Source organism: Kitasatospora sp. NPDC058063 (assembly GCF_042885395.1).
Lineage (GTDB): Bacteria > Actinomycetota > Actinomycetes > Streptomycetales > Streptomycetaceae > Kitasatospora > Kitasatospora lactacystinica.
The window spans coordinates 422,223-441,912 of record NZ_JBHVSD010000003.1; the positions used below are offsets into that span (position 1 = coordinate 422,223).

The following is a 19,690-nucleotide window of genomic DNA, read 5'->3' on the forward strand; positions in this document are numbered from 1 at the left end:
CGTCAGGACTGCTCGACCCGCAGGGGGCCGTCCCGCCGTCAGGCCCCGTCCAGCACCTCCACCAGCGCGGTCAGGAACTCCTTCGGCCGTTCCAACTGCACGCTGTGCCCGGCACCTTCGACCGCGACCTCGCGCACCCGCCCGCCGGCGGCGGCGTAGCGGTCCAGTACGGCGCGGGTCTGGGCCACCATCGGCTGCGCCGGGCAGGTGTCCGCGCCGGGCCAGCCCGGGACGGCACCGATGGCGCCCAGGTGGGCCAGGTCGAAGAGCGAGGTGTCGGAGACGATCACGTCGGCGGTGCCGCGGATCCACAGGATCGGCGGCTTCGGCTCGACCAGTTCCAGGTCGTCGATCCGGAAGTGGGTCGGCGCCATCGAGTTGAGCACCCCGCGTTCGCCGGGGCCGAAGCCCGGCCAGGCGTCGCTCGTGCGGCTGTCGCCCGGGTAGTGGTCCTCCCCGGTCCGGGTGGTCAGCATCGCCGCCACGTAGGGGTCCGGCTCCGCCAGCGGCTCGCTGACGTAGGTGGTGTTCAGCACCGAGAGCGGCGCGAACGGCGACTCGGCGCCCGTCTCGCCCTCGCCCAGCAGCCGGACGAAATCAGGGGCCGCGCCGCCGGCGCCGGAGCCCGCCCCGTCGGGCGAGTTGAGCCGCCCGTCCACCCCGTGGGTGCCGCCGAAGCCGTACGGGGAGACCGGGTTGACCAGGGTGAGCGAGCGGACCAGCTCCGGGTGGTCGCGCAGCAGTTGCAGCGCCACACCGCCGCCCATGCTCCAGCCGACCAGGTGGACCGGGCCCAGGGCCAGCGCCCGGAGGAAGGAGAGCAGGTCCTCGCTGTGGTCGCGCAGGCCCCGGGTGGCGTCCACCGGCAGCGGCTCGGTGCGGCCGAAGCCGCGCAGGTCGGGGGCCAGCGGGCGGTAGCGGGCGGGGAGCCCGGTCATGGTCGAGTGCCAGAAGACGCCGGAGGAGACGTTGCCGTGCACCAGGACCACGGGTTCCCCGGTGCGGCCCTCGATCTCGGCGTAGCCCACGGTGAGCCGGTCGGTGGGGATCAGTCGATCGGTGATCATCCGGGATGTCCTCAGTTCAGCCAACTGGCGACCTGCGCGCTCGCCGCGCTGTCCCAGCCGAGTTGCAGGTGGTTGGCGAGGGCGATCAGCGCGGTGCCGCCGACGGTGCCGTAGCCGGTCTTGTCCAGCGCGCTGGCCACGAAGACCACGCCGTCGCTGGGCCCTCGGTTCTCGTTGAAGATCCCGACGATGCTGGGGGTGCCGCCGGCCAGGAGGTAGGCCGTCACCGAGGAGGGCACCCCGGCCTGGTGCAGCGGGGCGATCAGCGAGCCGGCGTTGATCGCGGCCTGGATGCCGCCGCCGTCGGTGTAGAAGCCCTGGCCGCCGTAGTAGGTCGTGTACCAGTCCTGCTGGGTCTGGTCGATGCCGAACACCGAGTCCCAGCGGGCCAGCATCTGCCGCTGCCCCGGGTAGTTGTCGTAGCCGCCCGAGGGGGTGAAGGAGAACTCCGGGTGCGCGGTGTAGGTGCCGTAGCAGGTCATGCGCAGGTGCGGGGACGGGGCGTTGACCGCACCGCCGCACTGCGGCCAGATCGAGAAGTCGTGCGCCCACCCGTGCGCGAACGGGTAGTCGTAGCCGCCGTTCGGGCCGCCGAGGGTGATCAGCTTGCGCACGTCGCCCGCGTACGGGCGACCCCAGGAAGGCTTCACCGAGGACACGTAGGCCCGCGAGGACATCTCGCCCTTGCTCCAGCCCACCACGTCCACCTGCGGGACGCCGAGCTTGGCGCGGATCAGCGCGACGGCGTCGCCGACCTCCTGGGCCTGCATCAGGTTGTCGCCCTGCTTGTGCGCGAAGCCGATCGCGAAGACCCGGTAGCCCTGCCCGGCCAGGTTCTGCATCAGCCCGGTGTTCGGGCAGGACATGGAGCCGCAGCCGTAGCCGCCGGACTCGCCGGGGTTGGCCCAGGCCCGGTCCGGGTTGTCGTTGGCGCCGTGCACCAGCAGCACCGGGACCTGGTGCGCGCCGGTGTTCCAGCCCGGGGCCGAGTAGAGCAGGAAGCGGCCGGAGAAGGGCTGCTTGACGCCGCCGAAGAAGGTGAGCCGCTGGCCGTCCTGGTCGCCGCGGCCGTCCGGCGGGTACTGCTCCTGCCGGAAGCCGGTGGTGGTGTCGAGGTAGCGCTCGACCCGGTCCCAGCCGTTGGCGACGGTGCTGTAGGTCGCCTCCAGGGTCAGGTTGGCCGGCACCGCGGCCGCGGCCGGACCCGCCGGGACGGCCGCACCGGCCAGCGCCAGGACGCCCGCGAGCACCCAGCCCAATCCTCTTCGCCTGCCACGCCCGTTCCTTCGCATACGCGTTCACTCCTCCACACCGGGGGCCAAGTGCGCGACACGCTACGGACGCCGCAGTGCCGTCCCTATGGAGGCGTCACATACCTCCGGCGTTCCGGTATGGGTGTCCACCACCTGGCCGGAGGCGGGACCCGGCTCCACTCTTCACGGAGACCGGTCGCCGCCGAGGTCCGCACCCGCCGGGCGGAGGACCTCGCCGTTCTTCCACCGGACGGTCATGCACCGGACGGTCATGAGTCGGACCCGCCCTGGTGCCGCGGGTCGGCCGACAGGCTGATCGCCGACGCGGGGCACAGCGCGACCGCCTCGCGAACCGCGTCCAACGCCCCGGCCGCAGGCTCGGGTTGCCGCACGAACGACGTGCCGTCGTCCTCGCGCTGGTCGAAGACCTCGCCGGCCGTCAGGACGCACATTCCGGAGCCGATGCAGCGTTCGGCGTCCACGGTGATCCTCATCGATCACGCGTCCCAGGTGACGGGGAGGCTCTTGACCCCGTAGATGTCCGCGATCTCCGGGCGCAGGGCGACCTCCTCGGGCGGTACGGCCAGGCGCAGCGTGGGGAAGCGGTCGAGCAGCGCGGGGAAGGCGACCCGCATCTCGATGCGGGCCAGCTGTTGGCCCAGGCACTGGTGGATGCCGTGGCCGAAGGCCAGGTGTCCGCCGTCCTGCCTGCGCAGGTCGAGCACATGGGGATCGGGGAAGCGCTCGGGATCGCGGTTGGCGGTGTTGAACGAGAGGATCAGCCGCTCGCCGGCCCTGACGGTCCGGCCGCCGAGTTCGACGTCCTCCAGGGCCGTCCGCATGAAGGTCTTGGCGACGCTCAGGTACCGCAGCAGTTCCTCCACGGCCCGGTCGGCGAGCGCGGGATCGCCCCGCAGTGCGGCCAGTTGGTCCGGGTTGCGCAGCAGCGCGAAGGTTCCGAGGGCCAGCATGTTCGCGGTGGTGTCGAGACCGGCCGCGAGCAGGATCAGGCTGATCCCCTTCAGCTCCTCGTCGGTCAGATCGCTGTCGGTGAGGTCGCTGAGCACGTCGTCGGTGGGGTCGGCGCGCTTGGCGGCCACCAGCTCGGCCAGGTACTCCTGGGTCGAGGCGTAGGCCGCCATCATGTCCTCGTCGCTCGTCTCCCCGTTCATGAACGAGTCGACCTGCTCCTGGAAGGAGCCCCGGTCCTCGTACGGCACCCCGAGCAGCTCGCAGATCACGATGGCGGGGATGGGCTTGGCGAACGCGGTCACCAGGTCCGCCGGGGGCCCGGCCGCCTCCATGGCGTCCAGGCGGGCGGTGGTGACCTGCTCGATGCGCTCGGTGAGCAGCCGCATCCGCCGTACGGTGAACCTGCCCGTCAGGGGCTTGCGGTAGCGGCTGTGCTGGGGCTCGTCCATGAGGACGAACTCCCCGGGCGGCGCCGGCGGGATCTGGAAGTCGCCGTAGTCGATGGTCGGGTGGAGCATCAGGTCCTTGCGCGAGCTGAACCTCGTGTCGGCCAGCACCGCCCTGACCAGGTCGTATCCGGTGACCAGCCAGCCGGGCTGCCCGCCGGGGAAGGTGTAGCGGCTCATCGGCGCGTGCCGGCGGGCGTCGGTCAGCTCGGCGGGCGGGTCGAAGGGACAGCCGGGGCGGCGTGCCACCGGCATGGTCGTGACGGTGTGCGGGGATTCACCCATGGCCGTTCCTCGTTTCGCGTTGCCGAACGTTCGGACAACTGGAAAGCTACGGTCGTTTCTGACTCGACGTCAATCACATGGAACGCTTCTTTCCAGCTCAGCGACGGTAAATTGATGCAATGACGCTGAACTCGAACGCAATGGGGCGTTGCAATGGATGAAGGTTAAGGCAATACCGCGCCCGGGCTCGCCCGCGCGTACGGATCAGGCCGGGTAGCTGAACACGGCGGTGAGCTGCGGCAGCGCGTCCCAGCCGACGACCGCGCTGCCGGCGGACTCGGACAGCGCGCGGATGTAGGTGCCCGCGTACCCCTCGTCGGTCAGGTAGACGCCCCAGGTCGCAAGCCAGTCCCGCACCTCGCCGGTCTCCGCGTCCTGCACCGGCTCCGGCTGCGCCGGGGCCTTGCGCTGCACCAGGAACCGTCGCCGGTCGCACTCCGTCAGGGCCCGCCGCCAGTCCCCGTCGGACGTCTCCCAGCCGGCGACGATGCCGCCGCCGCGCGCGTCGTTGTTCGGCTTGAGGATCAGGTCCTCCCGATGGGCGCGGCAGTAATCGATCAGATCGACCACGTCGCCGTCCACCTCGACCGTGCCCTCGGCCATCGACCGCGTCCACGGCAGCATTCCGTCGATCAGGGCCAGCTCGTCCTCGGCCAGGGCGGCCCGGAACCGGGGGTCGTGCAGCATCGGCAGGATGCCCTTGTTGCCGTGCAGGTCGGTACAGATCGGGGTCAGCTGCACGGTCCGGCCCTCCTCGTGGGCGCGGAAGACCGGCTCCATGGCCGCGGCGACCTCGGGGTCGGCGAGGATCTGGTCCACCGACACGTAGCGGAGGATCACGTCCACCGGGGTGCCGTCCAGGTGGATCTTCCCGCCCGGCGAGCTCAACTCGCCCACCTCGGCCAGCCGGAGGTCGATTCCCTTGCCCCGCATGTACTCCTGGAAGGGCAGCATGTACTTCCGGTACTGGGCCACCCGGCCGTTGCTCTCCAGCATCACGACCACCGGCGTGCCGGCGGCGGACACGCTCTCGGCGCAGCGGGTGAGCATGCGGGCGATGCCCGCCCCGATGTCGGGGTAGGTCAGCCGGTGCTTCTCGGCGAACTCCCGGAACCTGGGCACGTCCATCAGCGCCCGCGGGATGTCGCCGGTCCGCTCCATGCCGCCGAGGTCGGCGCCGATGTTGAACTCCAGCAGCCGCCAGGAGTCGCCGTCGCGGTGCAGGTCGGCCCGGCCGTACGGGATCGGCGGCACGAGTCCGTTCCGGCGGACGATCTCCACCGACCGGCGGTCGAGCCCGAGCGCCTCGCCGTAGGCGAACACGTCGCCGCCGTGGAGCCTGCCGGGCAGGGAGACGATCAGGTCGTGGAACCGCATGAGCCGGTCGGCGACGCCGCGGATCGCGGTCTCCTCGACGAACAGCGGCCGGCCGAGCACCCGCCCGTCGAAGGCCGCGGTGAAGTGCGGCGGGAACCGCAGGTGGTCGACGACCCCGCGCAGGCCGTCGCGCCCCTCGGCGGCGCATTCGTCCAGGTAGGACTGGGTGACGGGGCAGGGGTTCCGGTTCATGCGGTGACCGTTCGCTGGTAGAGGGTGGGCACCTTGCCGCGCTCGGTGCGCTCGAAGTCGCCGCGCTCGACGTGCTCCACGGTGAACCCCAGGCAGCGCGGGCCGGTGACGATCTGGTTGAGCTCCACGGTGTCCGCGAAGGCCGCGACCACCGCGTCGACGGTGATGTCCGCGGGTGTGCTCGGTGACAGCAGCAGCCGCACCCGGTACCGGTTGACGGTCCAGAGCACCTGCAACTGGCAGTCGGCGGGATCGGTGATGCCCAACCGGGCGAGCCGCGACATCAACTGGTCGGCGGAGACGGTCTCGGAGTCCACGTTCAGCGACTGCCGGGCCCGGCCGAGCAGGGTGAGCACGGAGGCCTGGCTGCCGCAGCGGCACGGCTGCGTGCTCAGCCGGCCCCGGTCGCCGATGGCGTAGCGGAACAGGGCCATGCCGGTGTCGCTCAGCGGCGTGACCAGGACCTCGCCCTCCTCGCCGGCGGCCACGGCGAGCCCGGTCTCTTCGTCGACGATCTCCACCACCATCGCGTCCTCGTGCACGTGGTGGTCGTTGCCGGACAGCCACTGGCACTGGTAGCCGATGGGCCCGGTCTCGGTGGTGGAGTAGGCCAGCGAGCGCACCGTCAGTCCGGGCAGGGCGGCGGTGAGCGCCGCGGTGCGGCTGGCGCCGAGGCTCTCCCCGATGTAGAGGTAGGTCCGCATCGAGGCGAGCAGGTCCGGGGGTGTTCCGGTGAGCAGGTCCACCCCGTACCCCGGCGGCGCGGCCAAGGTGTCGATCGCGTGCTCGGAGATCATCCTCGCCGTCTCCGCGACGCTGGTGACGTTGCCCAGGGGGTACACCCGCGCGCCGAGCAGCCGAGCGACCTCCTGGGTGAACAGGAAGGATCCGTTGAGTTCGGCCCCGTAGAGGCAGTTCGCCACCCGGCGGGGCGGCTCGGGCAGGGTCGCGCGCAGCCCGCGCGCGCCGAGCGCGGACACCTGCTCGTTGAACGCCCAGGAGTGGTACATCATCTTGACCTTGCTGGAGGTCCCGCTCGAACGAAGCACCATGCCGGGCTGGTCGCCGTCGATCAGGAACTCCGCCGAGTGCGGCGGACAGCCGTCGGCCAGCGCGGACGGGGTCAGCACGGGCAGTTCCGGCAACCGGTCCAGGCTGTGCACGGAGTCGAGCCCGGGCCAGCGGCGCAGCACCGCGGGTGTGCGCCGGGCCGCGGTCACCAACCGCGTGAAGTTGTGCGCCCGCAGTCGCTCGATCTCCTCCCGGCTGATGGCGTCCAGGTCGGCGGCGAGCCGAATGCCGGTGTTCATCGGGAACCTCCGTTGTGTGCTGATCTCGTCGCGCACGATCACCGTGCCTGCCGGGACGGCTCCGCGCGGCGCGTTCTCGCCCGCGCGGCCCCGGCGCCGACGGGCCGGCCGCACCGGGCATTCGCGTGGTCCCATTCCCATTCCGTCGACGCCCGAACACTAGATTCCGCCGGACGACCGGACGACCGGCTTCTTTGCGTTATGGGGCGGTATTTCTTGCTGAGGGCGGCATTTGTTGCGCGAATTATCCGACCGTCGACGGGAGGCGTTCCGGTTCGTCCAACTCCCGCCAAACCCGGAACACGAACGGCCACAGCGAGACGAGCAGGCAGAGCCCGCCGAGCACGAGCACCGCGGCGGTCGGCCCGACCGCGTCCAGCAGCACCCCGGCCAGCAGCAGTCCCACCGGCATGGCCGCGTTGGCCGAGGCGTGGAACGCCGCGAACACCCGGCCGCGCAGCCCCTCGGGCACCCGGGCGTACTTGACCGCGGCGATCACCGGGTTGATCGGGCCGTTCGCCATCATGCAGGCCGAGACCACCAGCACCAGCAGCACCGGGTGCGGGTCGGCCGCCACGGCCAGGAAGACGGGCGCGCCGGAGACCAGGGAGCAGATCGCGAACACCCGCCATCGGCGGCCGCCGTCGCCCAGCCAGCCGTACAGCGCCGTGCCCAGGATGCTGGCGCCGCTGGACGCGGCGATCAGCACGCCGACCAGTGTGCTGTCGTGCCACACGGTCAGTCCGTAGGCGGGCAGCAGCACCGAGAGCAGTCCGACGGTGAGGGCGTTCAAGGCCGCGCACTGCACGCCGATGACCAGTAGCAACCGGTCGCGCCGGAAGTGCTCGGCGGCCTGCTTGAGCTCCCGCAGGTAGCCGTGCGCACCGCCGGCCGGTTCGCGTCCGGCGGCGGCCGCGGGCCGGACCAGGAGGCCCACCAGCGCCGCCGCGGTGAGCAGTGCCGCGCCGTCGGCCAGCAGCACCCAGGTGGGTCCGATCAGCCCGATCAGTATGCCGCCGAGCGGCGCGCCGAGCAGGTCTCCGGTGCGCAGCGCGGACTCCTCCGCGCTGGTGCCCCGCTCGACGCGGACGCCGGTCGCGGCCAGCACGGCGGGCAGCAGCACCTGTTTGGCGCTGCGGGAGGGCGCTCGGCCGGCGCCGATCCCGAACACCAGGACCACGAGCACCGGCAGCGACAGCAGGTCCAGTGCCTCCGCGGCCGGGATCGCGATGACCGCGAGGGAGGCCGCCAGGTCGGCGATGATGCTGCCGCGCCACGCGCCGTACCGGTCCAGCAGCGGGCCGACCAGCACCACCGAGAGGACCAGCCCGAGCGTTTCGGCGGCGGCCACGGCCCCGGTCTGGAGGCCGCTGCCGGTTCTGGACAGCACGAACCAGGGAAGGGCGATCATCGTCATCGTCGCGCCGCACGAGGACACGCCGCACGCGGCGACGAGTGCGATCAACGGCAGCCGACGGATCACCGGCGTACTCCGCGGAACAAGGTGTTCACGATTCCCCTAAATGCCGATATTCGGATGCTAGTATCCGCTGGACCATTCATCGAATAATCCAATTCGGAGTCTCACCCGTGGATCCTGTTGTCACTGACCGGCTGGTGCTGCGTTCCTTCACCGAGGCGGATATCGACGACCTGCACGACATCCAGCGCCGTCCGGACGTGACCCGGTACCTGCTGTGGGACGCCCGCACCCGCGAGGAGACGCGCACCGCGCTGGCCACCAGGATCTCGGAGTCCGAGCTGGCGGGGGAGGGCGACAACCTGGCCGTCGCGGTGGAGCTGCGCGAGTCCGGCCGGCTCATCGGCGAGTTCAACCTGGACTGGCTGAGCGCCGAACTGGGCCGCGCCGAGATCGGTTTCGTGATGAACCCCGACCACGGCGGCCGCGGGTACGCCACCGAAGCCGGCCGCGAGGTGCTGCGGCTGGCGTTCGAGCGGTACGGCTTCCACCGGGTGGTCGGCATGTGCAACGGGAACAACGTTTCGTCGATGCGGCTGATGGAGCGTCTCGGCATGCGTCGGGAGGCGTTCTTCGTGCAGGGCGAGATGCTCAAGGGCCAGCGGGCGGACCTGGCCGTGTACGCGATGCTGGGCACCGAGTGGGCCGGCGCGGACGTCGTCGCCGAGGGAACTCAGGTCGCCCGGGGATGACGTCCGCACGTCGTGGTGGCCGCCCGCCCGGAGGGTGGTGGCCACCACGACGGGGCCGCTCGCCTAGAGGGTGGTGGCCACCGCGGCGGGGTCGCTCGCGAGGAGGTAGTCCGCGAGCGTGTCGTAGCGCTCACGGAGCTGACGCTTGAGCACCTTGCCGGTCACGCCCTGCGGGATGTCGGTGACGGAGCGGGTCAGTTCGAGCACGGCCAGCGTCGGGTGGCCGGCCGCGCCGAGCACGGTGTTGGCCGAGGCGAGCAACTGCGACGGGTCGAGGTGCTCGCCGTGGGCGGCGACCAGCGCCACCGCGACCGTGTTCCCGCCGTGCCGGCCGGCCACGACCGTGCAGTCCACGATCACCGGCAGCTCGTTGAGCAGGAGTTCCTCCATCTGCACCGAGTGCGCGGGGCCCGCCGCGGTCTCGATGGTGTCCACCGCCCGGTCCACCTGGTAGAAGTCGCCGGCCTCGTCCTGGTACGCCAGGTCGCCGGACAGCCAGTACCCGGACAGCCGGCTGCGGTAGGTGGTGTCGGAGTCGTTCCAGTACCCCGCGGTGATGGTGGGGCCCTTGGCGCCCAGCAGTCCGATCTCGCCGCGGTCGGCCACGGTGCCGTCCCGGCGCAGCACGACGACCTCGGACAGCGCGTCGGGACGGCCGATGCAGCGGTCGTTGCGCTGCGAGGCCAGCGATCGCGGCTGCACCATCAGGCCCCAGCCCAGTTCGGTGGCGCCGAAGCGGTCGTAGAACACCGCGGAGGGCAGCTCGGGGTCGCGCTTGCCCAGGATGGCCTTGAGGTGGGCCTCGTGGATGGCGTCGCCCATGGTCACCCAGCTGTCCACCGAGTCGACCGCGCCGTCGGCGACCTCGACGTCGGCCAGTTCCGTGAACGCGTGCGCGAAGGCCATCACCGTGGTCGGCCGGTACCGGCGGATGGCGTCGACCAGGTCGGCGCCGGTGGGGTCGTAGTGGGCGACCATGGGCGTGCCGGCCAGGACGGCGTAGTTGACGTACACCACCGAGCCCAGGTGCGACTGCGGCTGCGCGGCCATCATCAGGTCGTCGGGCGAGTCCAGGTAGTTCGTGAGCCGGAAGCGCGGGCCGGCGACGCTGGACGCGTGCGTCTGCACCACCGGCTTGGGGAAGCCCGTGGTGCCCGAGGAATGCAGGATCGAGACCGGGTCGTCGGGCGCGTGCCGGAACCGCGCGCCGGCGTCCAGCTCGGCCCGGGGCGGCGCGGGCACGTCCTCGGCCAGTACGACCCAGCGTGAGCCCGGCAGTTCGGCGAGCTCGGGGCCGAGGAGGTCGCGCCGGCCGCGGGTCGTGTACACGCCGACCGGCTCGGTGCGCCGGATCAGTTCGAGCGCGTTCTCCTTGGTGGCCTTGCTGTTGATCAGCACCGCGATCGCGCCGATGGTCGCCAGCGCGTGCAGGTGGACCGAGTACGCGAAGGAGTCCTCGATGTGGACCGCGACCCGGTCCCGGGGCCGCACGCCCCGGTCGAGGTACCAGACCGACCAGCTCTGCACGAGCCGGTCCAGCCCGCGGAGGCTGAACTCGGTCGTCGTCCCGCCGTCGCAGGTGGCGACCGGCCGGCCGGTGGCGATGAACGGCAGGTCCGGGTTCGGGCTGACGGCCAGCGCCGACTCCAGGACGTTCCCGCCCCCGAGACGGGGATCCGCGGCGAGTTTCGCACGTGACTCGGCGGACAGCAGGGTTCGAGCGGACAAGGTCATCGGCGCGCCTTCCGGTGATGGTTTCCGGGAACCGATCGTCCGTGGGCCTGCCGGAAGCGACAAGGTCTTTCTTGCGCATGTGGACCTCGGTTGTTGCGCGAGACCGCGTTTGTTGCCGCAACCGCCGCGCGGGCTCCTGCGGACCGCCGTTGGCAGGTACATCTGGAAGAGCCCTTCGGCGGGCGAGACGATCACGAGGAGATTCCAGGTGACCATGGGGGATTCGGCGGCACGATCCGGCGAAGCGGACCGTCAACTCGAGGAACTGCGGGGCGAACTGGACGGCATCGACGCCCGTCTGCTGGACGTGCTGCGCGACCGGATCGACGTCTGTGTGCGCGTCGCCCACCACAAGAGGGAGCACGGCGTCCCGATGATGCAGCCGCACCGCATCGGCATCGTGCAGGAGCGGGCCGCGCGGTACGGCGAGCGCAACGGGATCGACCAGGACTTCCTGCGCCGGCTGTACGACCTGATCATCGCCGAGACCTGCCGGGTCGAGGACCTGGTCATCGGCAACACCCCGGCGAGCTAGGCACCACGGCCACACTGAAGGAAGGACAGACCGGGCAATGCGGATGTTGCTGATCGACAACTACGACTCGTTCACCTACAACCTGTACCAGCTGCTCGGCGAGGTGACCGGCCGGGCGCCGGTCGTGGTGCGCAACGACGCCGAATTCCCGGCGGAGCGGATGGCCGAGTTCGACGGCATCGTGGTGTCCCCCGGACCCGGCCGGCCCGACCGGGCCCGTGACTTCGGCATCAGCTCCCGCGCCGTCCTCGAGTCGGGACGGCCGGTGCTCGGCGTGTGCCTCGGCCACCAGGGCATCGCGAACCTGTTCGGCGGCAAGGTCGGCCTCGCGCCCGAGCCCATGCACGGCCGCAGCTCGCTGGTGCACCACACCGGCGACGGCGTCTTCGCCGGGCTGCCCACGCCGTTCTCGGTGGTGCGCTACCACTCGCTGACCGTCACCGACCTGCCCGAGGTGCTCGAACGCACCGCGTGGACCGAGGACGGCGTGCTGATGGGCCTGCGCCACCGGACGGACCCGCTGTGGGGCGTCCAGTTCCACCCCGAATCCATCAGCAGCGAGCACGGCAGGCTGCTGCTGGCGAACTTCCGCGACCTCGCGATGGACGCGCGCCCCGCTCCGGCCGTCGCCCCGCCCCCACCGGCCGCGCGGCCGGCGCGCGGTGACGCCACGTCGGATCTGCGCCTGCACGTGCGCGAGGCGGCGCAGGAGCCGGACCCGGACGCGGCGCACCGGGAACTGTTCTCCGGCTCCACCCGCAGCTTCTGGCTGGACAGCAGCGAGACCCGCCACGAACGCTCGCGGTTCTCGATCATGGGCGACGACAGCGGACCGCTGGCCGAGTACGTCTCCTACGACGTCGGCCGGCGGCTGGTCACCGTCACCCACTCGGACGGCCGGGTCGAGGAGGTCCACCAGGACTTCTTCGGCTACCTCCAGGACAGTCTGGCCGCGCGGTCGCTGCCGGCCCCGGACGGTCTGCCGTTCGACTTCAACCTGGGCTACGTCGGCTACCTGGGCTACGAGTTGAAGGCCGAGACCGGTGGCTCCCGGGTGCACCGGGCCGACACCCCCGACGCCGCCCTGCTGTTCGCCGACCGCGCGCTGGTCGTCGACCACGCGGAACACCGGTCGTACCTGCTGGCGTTGAGCACCCCGGAGCACGAGGCGGCCGCGCTCGACTGGCTGGACGAAACGGCGGCCCGGCTGTCCCGGCTCGACGGGTCCGCCGCGGACGACTCGGGCCGGACGGGCGTGCTGGCCGGCGCCGAGGCCGCCGACATGGCCGGCTGGGAGACCGCCCGTCCGCGCCACGACCGCGAGGGCTACCTCAAGCGGATCGAGGAGTGCCTCGACGAGATCCGGCTCGGCGAGTCCTACGAGATCTGCCTGACCAACACGGTCACCGTGGACGAGAGGATCGATCCCCGGCACACCTACTCCCGGCTGCGCCGGATCAGCCCGGTGCCCTACGGAGCCTTCCTGGACTTCGCCGAGGTCGCGGTGCTCAGCGCGTCGCCGGAGCGGTTCCTGCGGATCGGCGCCGACGGCGTCGTGGAGTCCAAGCCCATCAAGGGAACCCGGCCCCGCGGCGGCACTCCCGACCAGGACGAGCTGCTCAAGCTGGACCTCTCCACGCACGAGAAGGACCGCGCGGAGAACCTGATGATCGTCGACCTGGTGCGCAACGACCTGAACACGGTGTGCGAGATCGGCTCGGTGCACGTCCCGGTGCTGTTCGACGTGGAGACGTACGCGCCGGTGCACCAGCTGGTCTCCACCGTCCGCGGCACGCTGCGGGCGGAGGAGAGCGCGGTCGGCTGCGTGCGCGCGGCGTTCCCCGGCGGCTCCATGACCGGTGCGCCGAAGGTGCGCACGATGGAGATCATCGACCGACTGGAGGAGGGGCCGCGCGGCGTCTACAGCGGTTCGCTGGGCTGGTTCGCCCTGTCCGGCGCCGCGGACCTGAGCATCGTCATACGGACCCTGGTCGCCACCGGCGAGCGGATGAGCTTCGGCGTCGGCGGCGCGATCGTGGCGCTGTCGGACCCCGACGAGGAGTACGAGGAGACCGTGGTGAAATCGCGCGCGGTGCTCACCGCGGTCGCGGCGACGGCGCTGCGCCCCGCGCTGGGAGGACTGGCATGAGCGGGGCCGGAGTTCGGTCGCTGCGGCGTTGTCTGGTGGCGGGCGGCGCCGGCGCGGTCGGCGGCATGTTCGCCTCGCTGCTGGCCGGTTCGGGCGCCGAGGTCGTCGTGGTGGACCCGGCCGGCGGCGACATCGCCGGGGACATCACCGCGCCCGGTGACGCCCTGGTCGCGGAGCTGGGCAAGGCGGATCTGGTGCTGCTGGCGGTGCCCGAGCGCACGGGGCTGGCCGCGATCCCGCTCATCGCTCCGCACCTGCGTCCCGGTGCCCTGCTGGTGGACACGCTGTCCGTGAAGGACGCCGTGGTGACCGCGCTCCAGGGCGTCGAAGGCGTGCAGGCCGTCAGCCTGAACCCGATGTTCGCGCCGGCCCTGGGCATGCCCGGCAAGCCGGTCGCCACCGTCGTGGTGCACGACGGGCCGGCCGCGGCCGAACTGCTGCGGCTGCTCGCCGAGTGGGGCGGCCGACCGGTGCTGCTCGACGCCGAGCGGCACGACCGGCTCACCGCCGCCGCGCAGGTGCTCACCCACGCCAGCGTGCTCGGTTTCGGGCTGGCGCTGGAGGAACTCGGCACCGACATCGGCGAACTCGGCGAGATCGCCCCGCCGCCGCACGCGACCCTGCTGGCCCTGCTGGCCAGGATCGCCTCCGGGACACCGGAGGTGTACTGGGACATCCAGGTCGCCAATCCCGACGCCGCGCGGGCCCGCGGTGCGCTGGCCGCGTCCGTGCGCCGACTGGCCGACCTGATCGACGGCGGCGACGAAGCCGGGTTCGCCGCGGCGCAGGGCCGGCTGCGCGACCTCTTCGGCACCGCCCTGGACGAGCACCGCGACACCTGTGCCCACCTGTTCGACGCCCTGTCCGCGTCCACCCGAATCGAGGCGACATGATCCATCCGCAGCAGGAGACACAGCCGGCCAACTGGGTCGAGTCCCGCATCAACAAGACGTCCGACTCCCTGGACGTGGCGTTCGAGCAGGGCCTGACCGGGCACGTGGTCACCGGCCGCAAGCCCGGCAAGGTGGTCTGCCTGGCGGACGGCACCGAGGCGCTGGAGTTCGTGTCCTGCTCCTACCTGGGTCTCGAGGAGCACCCCGCGCTGGTGACGGCCGCCGAGGAGGCGCTGCGCCGCTTCGGCGTCCACCTGTCGACCTCCCGCAACCGGATGCGCCCGCACTACCTGGGCGAGTTGGAGGACCTGCTCTCCACGGTGTACCGCGGCAACAAGGTCGTCCCCTTCACCTCCGTCGGAACCGTCCACCTGGGACTGCTGCCGCTGCTCGGCGCCGGCGCGCTGCCCAGCTACCCGATCGCGCCCGGCGGCGCGACCTTCCTGGTGGACCGGACCGCGCACTCCTCGATGCAGGTGCTGCGGGGGGTCCTCGACCAGATCGGCCCCGCGCGCCGGTTCGACCTGGAGACGCCCGACTCGCTGGAGTCCGCGCTGCGCGACGCCCGTCGCGACGGGCGCACGCCGATCGTGCTGATCGACGGCGTCGGCTCGATGGGCGGTCTGATCGACGTCGCCGGGATCCTGGAGGCGCTGGCGCCCCACGGGGGACACCTCTACATCGACGACGCGCACGGCATCTCCGTCGCGGGCAAGCACGGCGCCGGCTACGCCTTCGAGGCGCTCGGCGACCGGCTGCCGCCCAACGTGGTCATCGCCGGCTCGCTGTCCAAGGCGTTCGGCGGCTGCGGCGGGTTCGCCGTGGTGCCGAGCGAGGACGACGTGCGGGTGCTGCGCAAGTTCGCGAACCCGCTGGTCTTCGGGCACTCGATCATGCTGCCGATGCTGGCCGCGAACGTCGCCTCGGCCCGGCTGCACCTCGACGGCGAGGTCGCCGCGCTGCAGGAGCGGCTGTGGCGCAACACCGAGGTGTTCGACGAGCTGACCGGCAACCGGCTCGTCAACGCCGGTCTGCGGTCCCCGGTGCGCGGTGCGCACTTCGACACCGAGGAGGCGGCCTTCCGCGCGGCCACCACGCTGAAGGAGGCCGGGGTGCTCATCCTGCCGGCCTTCTTCCCCACCGTGGCCAAGGGCACCGGTCTGATCCGCTTCGCCCTGTCCTCGCTGCACGAACGCGGCCATCTGGAGACGGCCGCGAACATCCTGGAAGGAGTCCGGAACGGATGACCGCCGACACTGGTGAACCGACGCTGGGTGCGTTCCTGACGGACGCCGAGAAGACCCTCGCCGAGGCCGGCGCCTGGCAGCCGCGCGGGGACGCCGAGAAGCTGGCCGAGTACGTGCTGGGCCGCGCCGTGGAGCGGCTGTCCCTCGACGCCGCGCTCGGCCGGGAGGATCTGGCGCGGCTGCGGGACCTGGTCGCCCGCCGGGCCGACCGCACGCCGGTGGAGTACCTGACCGGCCGTGCCGTGCTCGGCGGTGTCGAGGTCGCGGTGGGCCCGGGCGTCTTCGTGCCCCGCAAGCACACCGAGCCGCTGCTGGCCTGGGGGCTGGACGTGGTGGGCGAGGTGTCCAAGCCGCTCGCGGTGGACCTGTGCACCGGATCGGCGGCGATCGCCCTGGCGGTCGCGCACGCCCGGCCGGACGCGACCGTGCACGCCATCGAGCTCGACCCGGTGGCCCTGACGTGGGCGCGCCGCAACGCCGCGCGGCAGGCGGAACTCGGCGACACCCCGATCATCCTGCACGCCGGCAATGTCACCGACCCCGCGATGTTCGCCGACCTGGACGGCACGGTGGACCTGCTGCTGGCCAATCCGCCGTTCGTGGTGGACGGCGTCGTGCTGCCGCCGGAATGGCAGGAGCACCAGCCGTGGCCCGCGCTGTTCGGCGGCCAGGACGGACTCGTCGTGATCCGCGCGGTGGTGGCGGCCGCCACCCGGCTGCTGCGTTCCGGCGGCGGCGTCGCGATCGAGCACGACGACGAGCAGGCCGACGTGGTCATGTCCCTGCTGCGGGAACAGGACGCCTTCACCGGCATCAGCTACGGCGTGGACCACTGGGGCACCCCCCGGTACACCACCGCGCGCAGAAAGTAACGAGGAAGACCATGGAACACACGTCACCATCCGAGAGGCTCTCCCGCCGGCAGGTGCTGCGCGGCGGCGCGGTCGTCGCGGGCGCGGGCGCGCTGTGGCTGACCGCAGGCACGGTGCCCGCCGGCGCGGTGCCCGCGTCCGCGCAGACGCCGCAGCCGGACGGCCGTCCCGGCGAGGGCAGCGTGACCGTGCGGGACAGCGCCAACGTCGGGGTCGCGGTGTCCCCGGACGGCCGCCGGCTCGCGGTGGACATCGCCGGCGGCATCTGGCTGCTGCCGGCCGCGGGCGGCCGGGCCCAGCGGATCACGCCGGAGGAGCACGACGCGACCCGGCCGCACTGGTCGCCGGACGGGCGCCGGATCGTGTTCCAGTCCTTCCTCGACACCGCCTACGACGTGTGGATGATCAACGCCGACGGCACCGGGCTCACCCGGCTCACCACCGGCTGGGGCTTCGACCTGGAGCCGCGGTTCTCGCCCGACGGCAAGCAGGTGGCCTTCGCCTCCGACCGCGACCACGTCAGCCGGATCTGGGTGCTGGACCTCGCCAGCGGGCAGCAGCGCGCCGTCACCGACGCCGACGAGGTGCACGCGGCCCCGGTGTGGTCCCCGGACGGCACGAAGCTGGCCTACGTCGTCGGTGACGGCGCCATCGAGGAGCTGGACCTGGGCTCGGGCGTGCGCAGGCAACTGCTCGGCGCACCGGCCGACGCCCTGGTGTACTCGCCGGTCTACGCGCCGGACGGCCAGGTCAGCTACCTGAGCGCGGGCGGCACCGGGACCACGATGATGCTCGGGGCCAAGGCGATCGTGACCGGCGAGGACCTGCCGCCGCTGCCGGTGTCGTGGACCTCGGCGCAGGAGTTCGTCTACAGCTCCGGCGGCCGGCTGCGCCGCCGCTCGCTCTCCGGGGCCGTGCGGGAGATCCCGTTCACCGCCGAACTGCCGTACTCGGGGCGGAACTACCAGCGCAAGCGGCGCAACCTCGTGTCGGACGCGTCGCGCCGGGCGAAGGGCATGGCCGACCCCGCGGTGTCGCGGGACGGCAAGCAGGTGGCGTTCCGCGCGCTGAACGCGCTGTGGCTGCTGCCGATCGGCGGCAGGCCCCGCAAGGTCGTGGACGACGGGTTCTTCGCGGCCGATCCGGACTTCGCGCCCGACGGCAAGTCCCTGGTCTACGTCAGCGACCGCGCCGGCACCGCCAACCTGTGGCGGCTGGACCTGGCGACCGGGCGCTCCGACCGGCTCACCGATCTGCCCGGCGGCCAGCTCGCGCCGCGGTTCTCCCCGGACGGCGCGAAGATCGCCTACCAGGACGAGTCCGGTCAGACCTGGGTGTTCGACGTCGCCGACCGCTCGGTGCGCCAGGTGCTGCCCGCGCTCTACCAGCCGGGCCGGCCGACCTGGTCGCCGGACGGCGGCAGGATCGCGCTGGCCGCGCTGATGCCGTACTCCAAGCGCACCTCGAACGGCAACAACCAGGTGCTGACCGTGGACCTGACCGACAACAAGGTCCGGTACCAGGAGATCGGGCCGGACCGGTCGATCAGCACCCGCGACAACGACGGCCCGCTGTGGACCTCCGACGGCCGGCACCTGGTGTTCGGCGCGGAGAGCCTCGCCTGGCGGGTCCCGGTGGCCGCCGACGGCACCATCACCGGCGAGCCGCAGCAGCTGACCGACGAGGTCACCGACTCGCTGTCGATCAGCGCGGACGGCACCGTCGTCTACCTGTGCAACGGCGTGCTGCGCACCGTCGGGCCCGACGGCGGCCCGGCCCGCACGATCACCGCCGACCTCACCTACCGCCCGGCACGGGTCAGCGAGCCCACGGTCGTGCGCGCGGGCGCGCTCTGGGACGGCAGCTGCGAGCAACTGCGCCGCGATGTCGACATCGTGGTGCGCGGCACGACGATCGAGGCGGTGCTGTCCAGGGGCGGCGGCGTGCCCAGCGGCGCGCGGATCGTGGACGCCTCCGGGCTGACGGTGATGCCCGGCCTGATCGACACCCACAACCACTGGAACATGCGCGGCAAGCAGTGGGGCGACCGGCAGGGGCGGCTGTGGCTGTCCTACGGCGTGACCACGAGCAAGTCGCCCGGCGACCTCGCGTACCAGATGGTGGAGAACCGGGAGGCGATGGAGGCCGGCACCAGGGTCGGCCCCCGCTACCTCGGCTCGGGACAGGCGCTGGACGGCAGCCGGGCCTTCTACAACTGCATGCGGCCGGTCCACACCGCCCAGCAGCTGGAGCGGGAACTGGACCGCGCCGAAGGGCTGGACTACGACCAGATCAAGTCGTACATGCGGATGCCGGTGGCCTTCGAGCAGCGCATCGTGGCCAGGGCGCACGCGATGGGCGTGCCGGTCACCTCGCACTATCTGTACCCGGCGGCGCACACCGGCCTGGACGGCATGGAGCACCCCGGTGGCGGCCACCGGCTGAACTACTCGCGCACGCTGAGCTACGCCGGTTTCCGGATGTCCCAGGACGCCGTGGACCTGCTCGTGGCCAGCGGCATGTGGGTGTCGTCGACCATGATCTTCGCCAGCGAGCTGTACGCCGGCGACCGGTCGCTGGTGGAGGACGAGCGCACCAAGGTGCTGTTCCCGGACTGGGACTACCGGCGCCTGGTGGCCAAGGCCGACGGCGCCGCGCAGCCGGGTCCGGAGAGCGAGCTCGACCAGCGGATCACCAGGGGCATGGTGGACGCGCTGCTGCGGGTGCACCGCGGGGGCGGCCTGGTCGTCTTCGGCACCGACGCGCCGCTGGACGACATCGGTGTCAGCGCGCACCAGAACCTGCGCGTGCTGGTGAAGTACGGGTTCACTCCGCGCGAGGCGCTGATGACCGCGACCGGCAACGCCGCCAGGGCGCTGGGCTACGGCGACCAGCTGGGCGCGGTGGCGCCGGGCAGGATCGCCGACCTGGTCATGGTCGAGGGCGACCCGCTGACCGACATCCGCGCCGCGGCCGCGGTGCGGTCGGTCATGGTGGCCGGCGTCACCCGCACGGTGCCGGAGATCCTCGCGCCGTTCCGGCCGGCCAAGGCGGCCAAGGCGGCGGAGGCGGCCGGGGCGCCCGTCGTGACCGTTCGCCCGGCCGCGCCGTCGGCCTCGCAGGACCCCGCTCACTACTGGCACCGTCCGGAGTGGAGCATGCGTCAGTGCTGCCAGCACTGACCGT

15 protein-coding genes are annotated in these 19,690 nt (G+C 72.1%); 7 read left to right on the forward strand and 8 right to left on the reverse strand.

Going from position 1 to position 19,690, the window contains the following annotated elements:
• Positions 1–38 precede the first annotated feature (38 nt).
• The 7 genes from ACFVUY_RS07860 to ACFVUY_RS07890 all read right to left on the reverse strand — a co-directional run bounded on the left by ACFVUY_RS07860 (position 39) and on the right by ACFVUY_RS07890 (position 8,385).
• Positions 39–1,067: an alpha/beta fold hydrolase gene (locus tag ACFVUY_RS07860; protein ID WP_387728122.1), complete on the reverse strand. Its 1,029-nt coding sequence runs from the start codon at positions 1,065–1,067 to the stop codon at positions 39–41.
• Between the two features lie 11 nt (positions 1,068–1,078).
• The gene (locus ACFVUY_RS07865; protein WP_387728124.1) at positions 1,079–2,317 is read right to left on the reverse strand and encodes an esterase/lipase family protein; all 1,239 of its coding nucleotides are present in this window, start codon (positions 2,315–2,317) and stop codon (positions 1,079–1,081) included.
• 272 nt (positions 2,318–2,589) lie between these two features.
• Positions 2,590–2,802, reverse strand: a complete 213-nt coding sequence (locus tag ACFVUY_RS07870) for a ferredoxin (protein WP_387728126.1) — start codon at positions 2,800–2,802, stop codon at positions 2,590–2,592.
• Positions 2,803–2,817: 15 nt separating this feature from the next.
• On the reverse strand, positions 2,818–4,023 hold the full coding sequence (locus ACFVUY_RS07875; RefSeq protein WP_359898873.1) for a cytochrome P450: 1,206 nt from the start codon (positions 4,021–4,023) through the stop codon (positions 2,818–2,820).
• A 204-nt stretch (positions 4,024–4,227) separates the two neighbouring features.
• Positions 4,228–5,592 carry a hypothetical protein gene (locus ACFVUY_RS07880; RefSeq protein ID WP_387728128.1) on the reverse strand — a complete coding sequence of 455 codons (1,365 nt, stop codon included), beginning with the start codon at positions 5,590–5,592 and terminating at the stop codon, positions 4,228–4,230.
• Positions 5,589–6,902 carry a phenylacetate--CoA ligase family protein gene (locus ACFVUY_RS07885; RefSeq protein ID WP_387728130.1) on the reverse strand — a complete coding sequence of 438 codons (1,314 nt, stop codon included), beginning with the start codon at positions 6,900–6,902 and terminating at the stop codon, positions 5,589–5,591. Before ACFVUY_RS07885 ends, ACFVUY_RS07880 begins: the two co-directional genes overlap by 4 nt.
• Positions 6,903–7,146: 244 nt before the next feature.
• Positions 7,147–8,385, reverse strand: coding sequence for an MFS transporter (locus ACFVUY_RS07890; protein WP_387728132.1), 1,239 nt, complete (start codon positions 8,383–8,385; stop codon positions 7,147–7,149).
• 107 nt (positions 8,386–8,492) lie between these two features.
• On the opposite strand from ACFVUY_RS07890, the gene ACFVUY_RS07895 reads away from it, so the two are divergent.
• Positions 8,493–9,074, forward strand: a complete 582-nt coding sequence (locus tag ACFVUY_RS07895) for a GNAT family N-acetyltransferase (RefSeq protein ID WP_387728134.1) — start codon at positions 8,493–8,495, stop codon at positions 9,072–9,074.
• Positions 9,075–9,137: 63 nt separating this feature from the next.
• Here ACFVUY_RS07895 and ACFVUY_RS07900 read toward each other — a convergent pair whose 3' ends face one another.
• Positions 9,138–10,808: a class I adenylate-forming enzyme family protein gene (locus ACFVUY_RS07900; RefSeq protein ID WP_387728135.1), complete on the reverse strand. Its 1,671-nt coding sequence runs from the start codon at positions 10,806–10,808 to the stop codon at positions 9,138–9,140.
• Between the two features lie 214 nt (positions 10,809–11,022).
• Between ACFVUY_RS07900 and ACFVUY_RS07905 the strand changes: the two genes are divergently transcribed.
• Genes ACFVUY_RS07905 through ACFVUY_RS07930 form a run of 6 tightly spaced genes read left to right on the forward strand, consistent with a single transcriptional unit; the run spans position 11,023 to position 19,686 of the window.
• Entirely contained in the window at positions 11,023–11,343 is a 321-nt protein-coding gene (locus tag ACFVUY_RS07905) for a chorismate mutase family protein (protein WP_387690103.1), read from the forward strand.
• A 37-nt stretch (positions 11,344–11,380) separates the two neighbouring features.
• Positions 11,381–13,492 (forward strand): aminodeoxychorismate synthase component I, encoded by a 2,112-nt coding sequence (pabB, locus tag ACFVUY_RS07910; RefSeq protein ID WP_387728137.1) that lies wholly within the window; start codon positions 11,381–11,383, stop codon positions 13,490–13,492.
• Positions 13,489–14,385, forward strand: a complete 897-nt coding sequence (locus ACFVUY_RS07915; protein WP_387728139.1) for a prephenate dehydrogenase/arogenate dehydrogenase family protein — start codon at positions 13,489–13,491, stop codon at positions 14,383–14,385. Before pabB ends, ACFVUY_RS07915 begins: the two co-directional genes overlap by 4 nt.
• Positions 14,382–15,632 (forward strand): aminotransferase class I/II-fold pyridoxal phosphate-dependent enzyme, encoded by a 1,251-nt coding sequence (locus ACFVUY_RS07920; protein WP_359898889.1) that lies wholly within the window; start codon positions 14,382–14,384, stop codon positions 15,630–15,632. The genes ACFVUY_RS07915 and ACFVUY_RS07920 overlap by 4 nt, the downstream gene beginning before the upstream one ends.
• On the forward strand, positions 15,629–16,504 hold the full coding sequence (locus ACFVUY_RS07925; protein ID WP_387728141.1) for a N5-glutamine methyltransferase family protein: 876 nt from the start codon (positions 15,629–15,631) through the stop codon (positions 16,502–16,504). The genes ACFVUY_RS07920 and ACFVUY_RS07925 overlap by 4 nt, the downstream gene beginning before the upstream one ends.
• Positions 16,505–16,515: 11 nt before the next feature.
• Positions 16,516–19,686: an amidohydrolase family protein gene (locus tag ACFVUY_RS07930; RefSeq protein WP_387728143.1), complete on the forward strand. Its 3,171-nt coding sequence runs from the start codon at positions 16,516–16,518 to the stop codon at positions 19,684–19,686.
• The last annotated feature ends 4 nt before the right edge of the window (positions 19,687–19,690 follow it).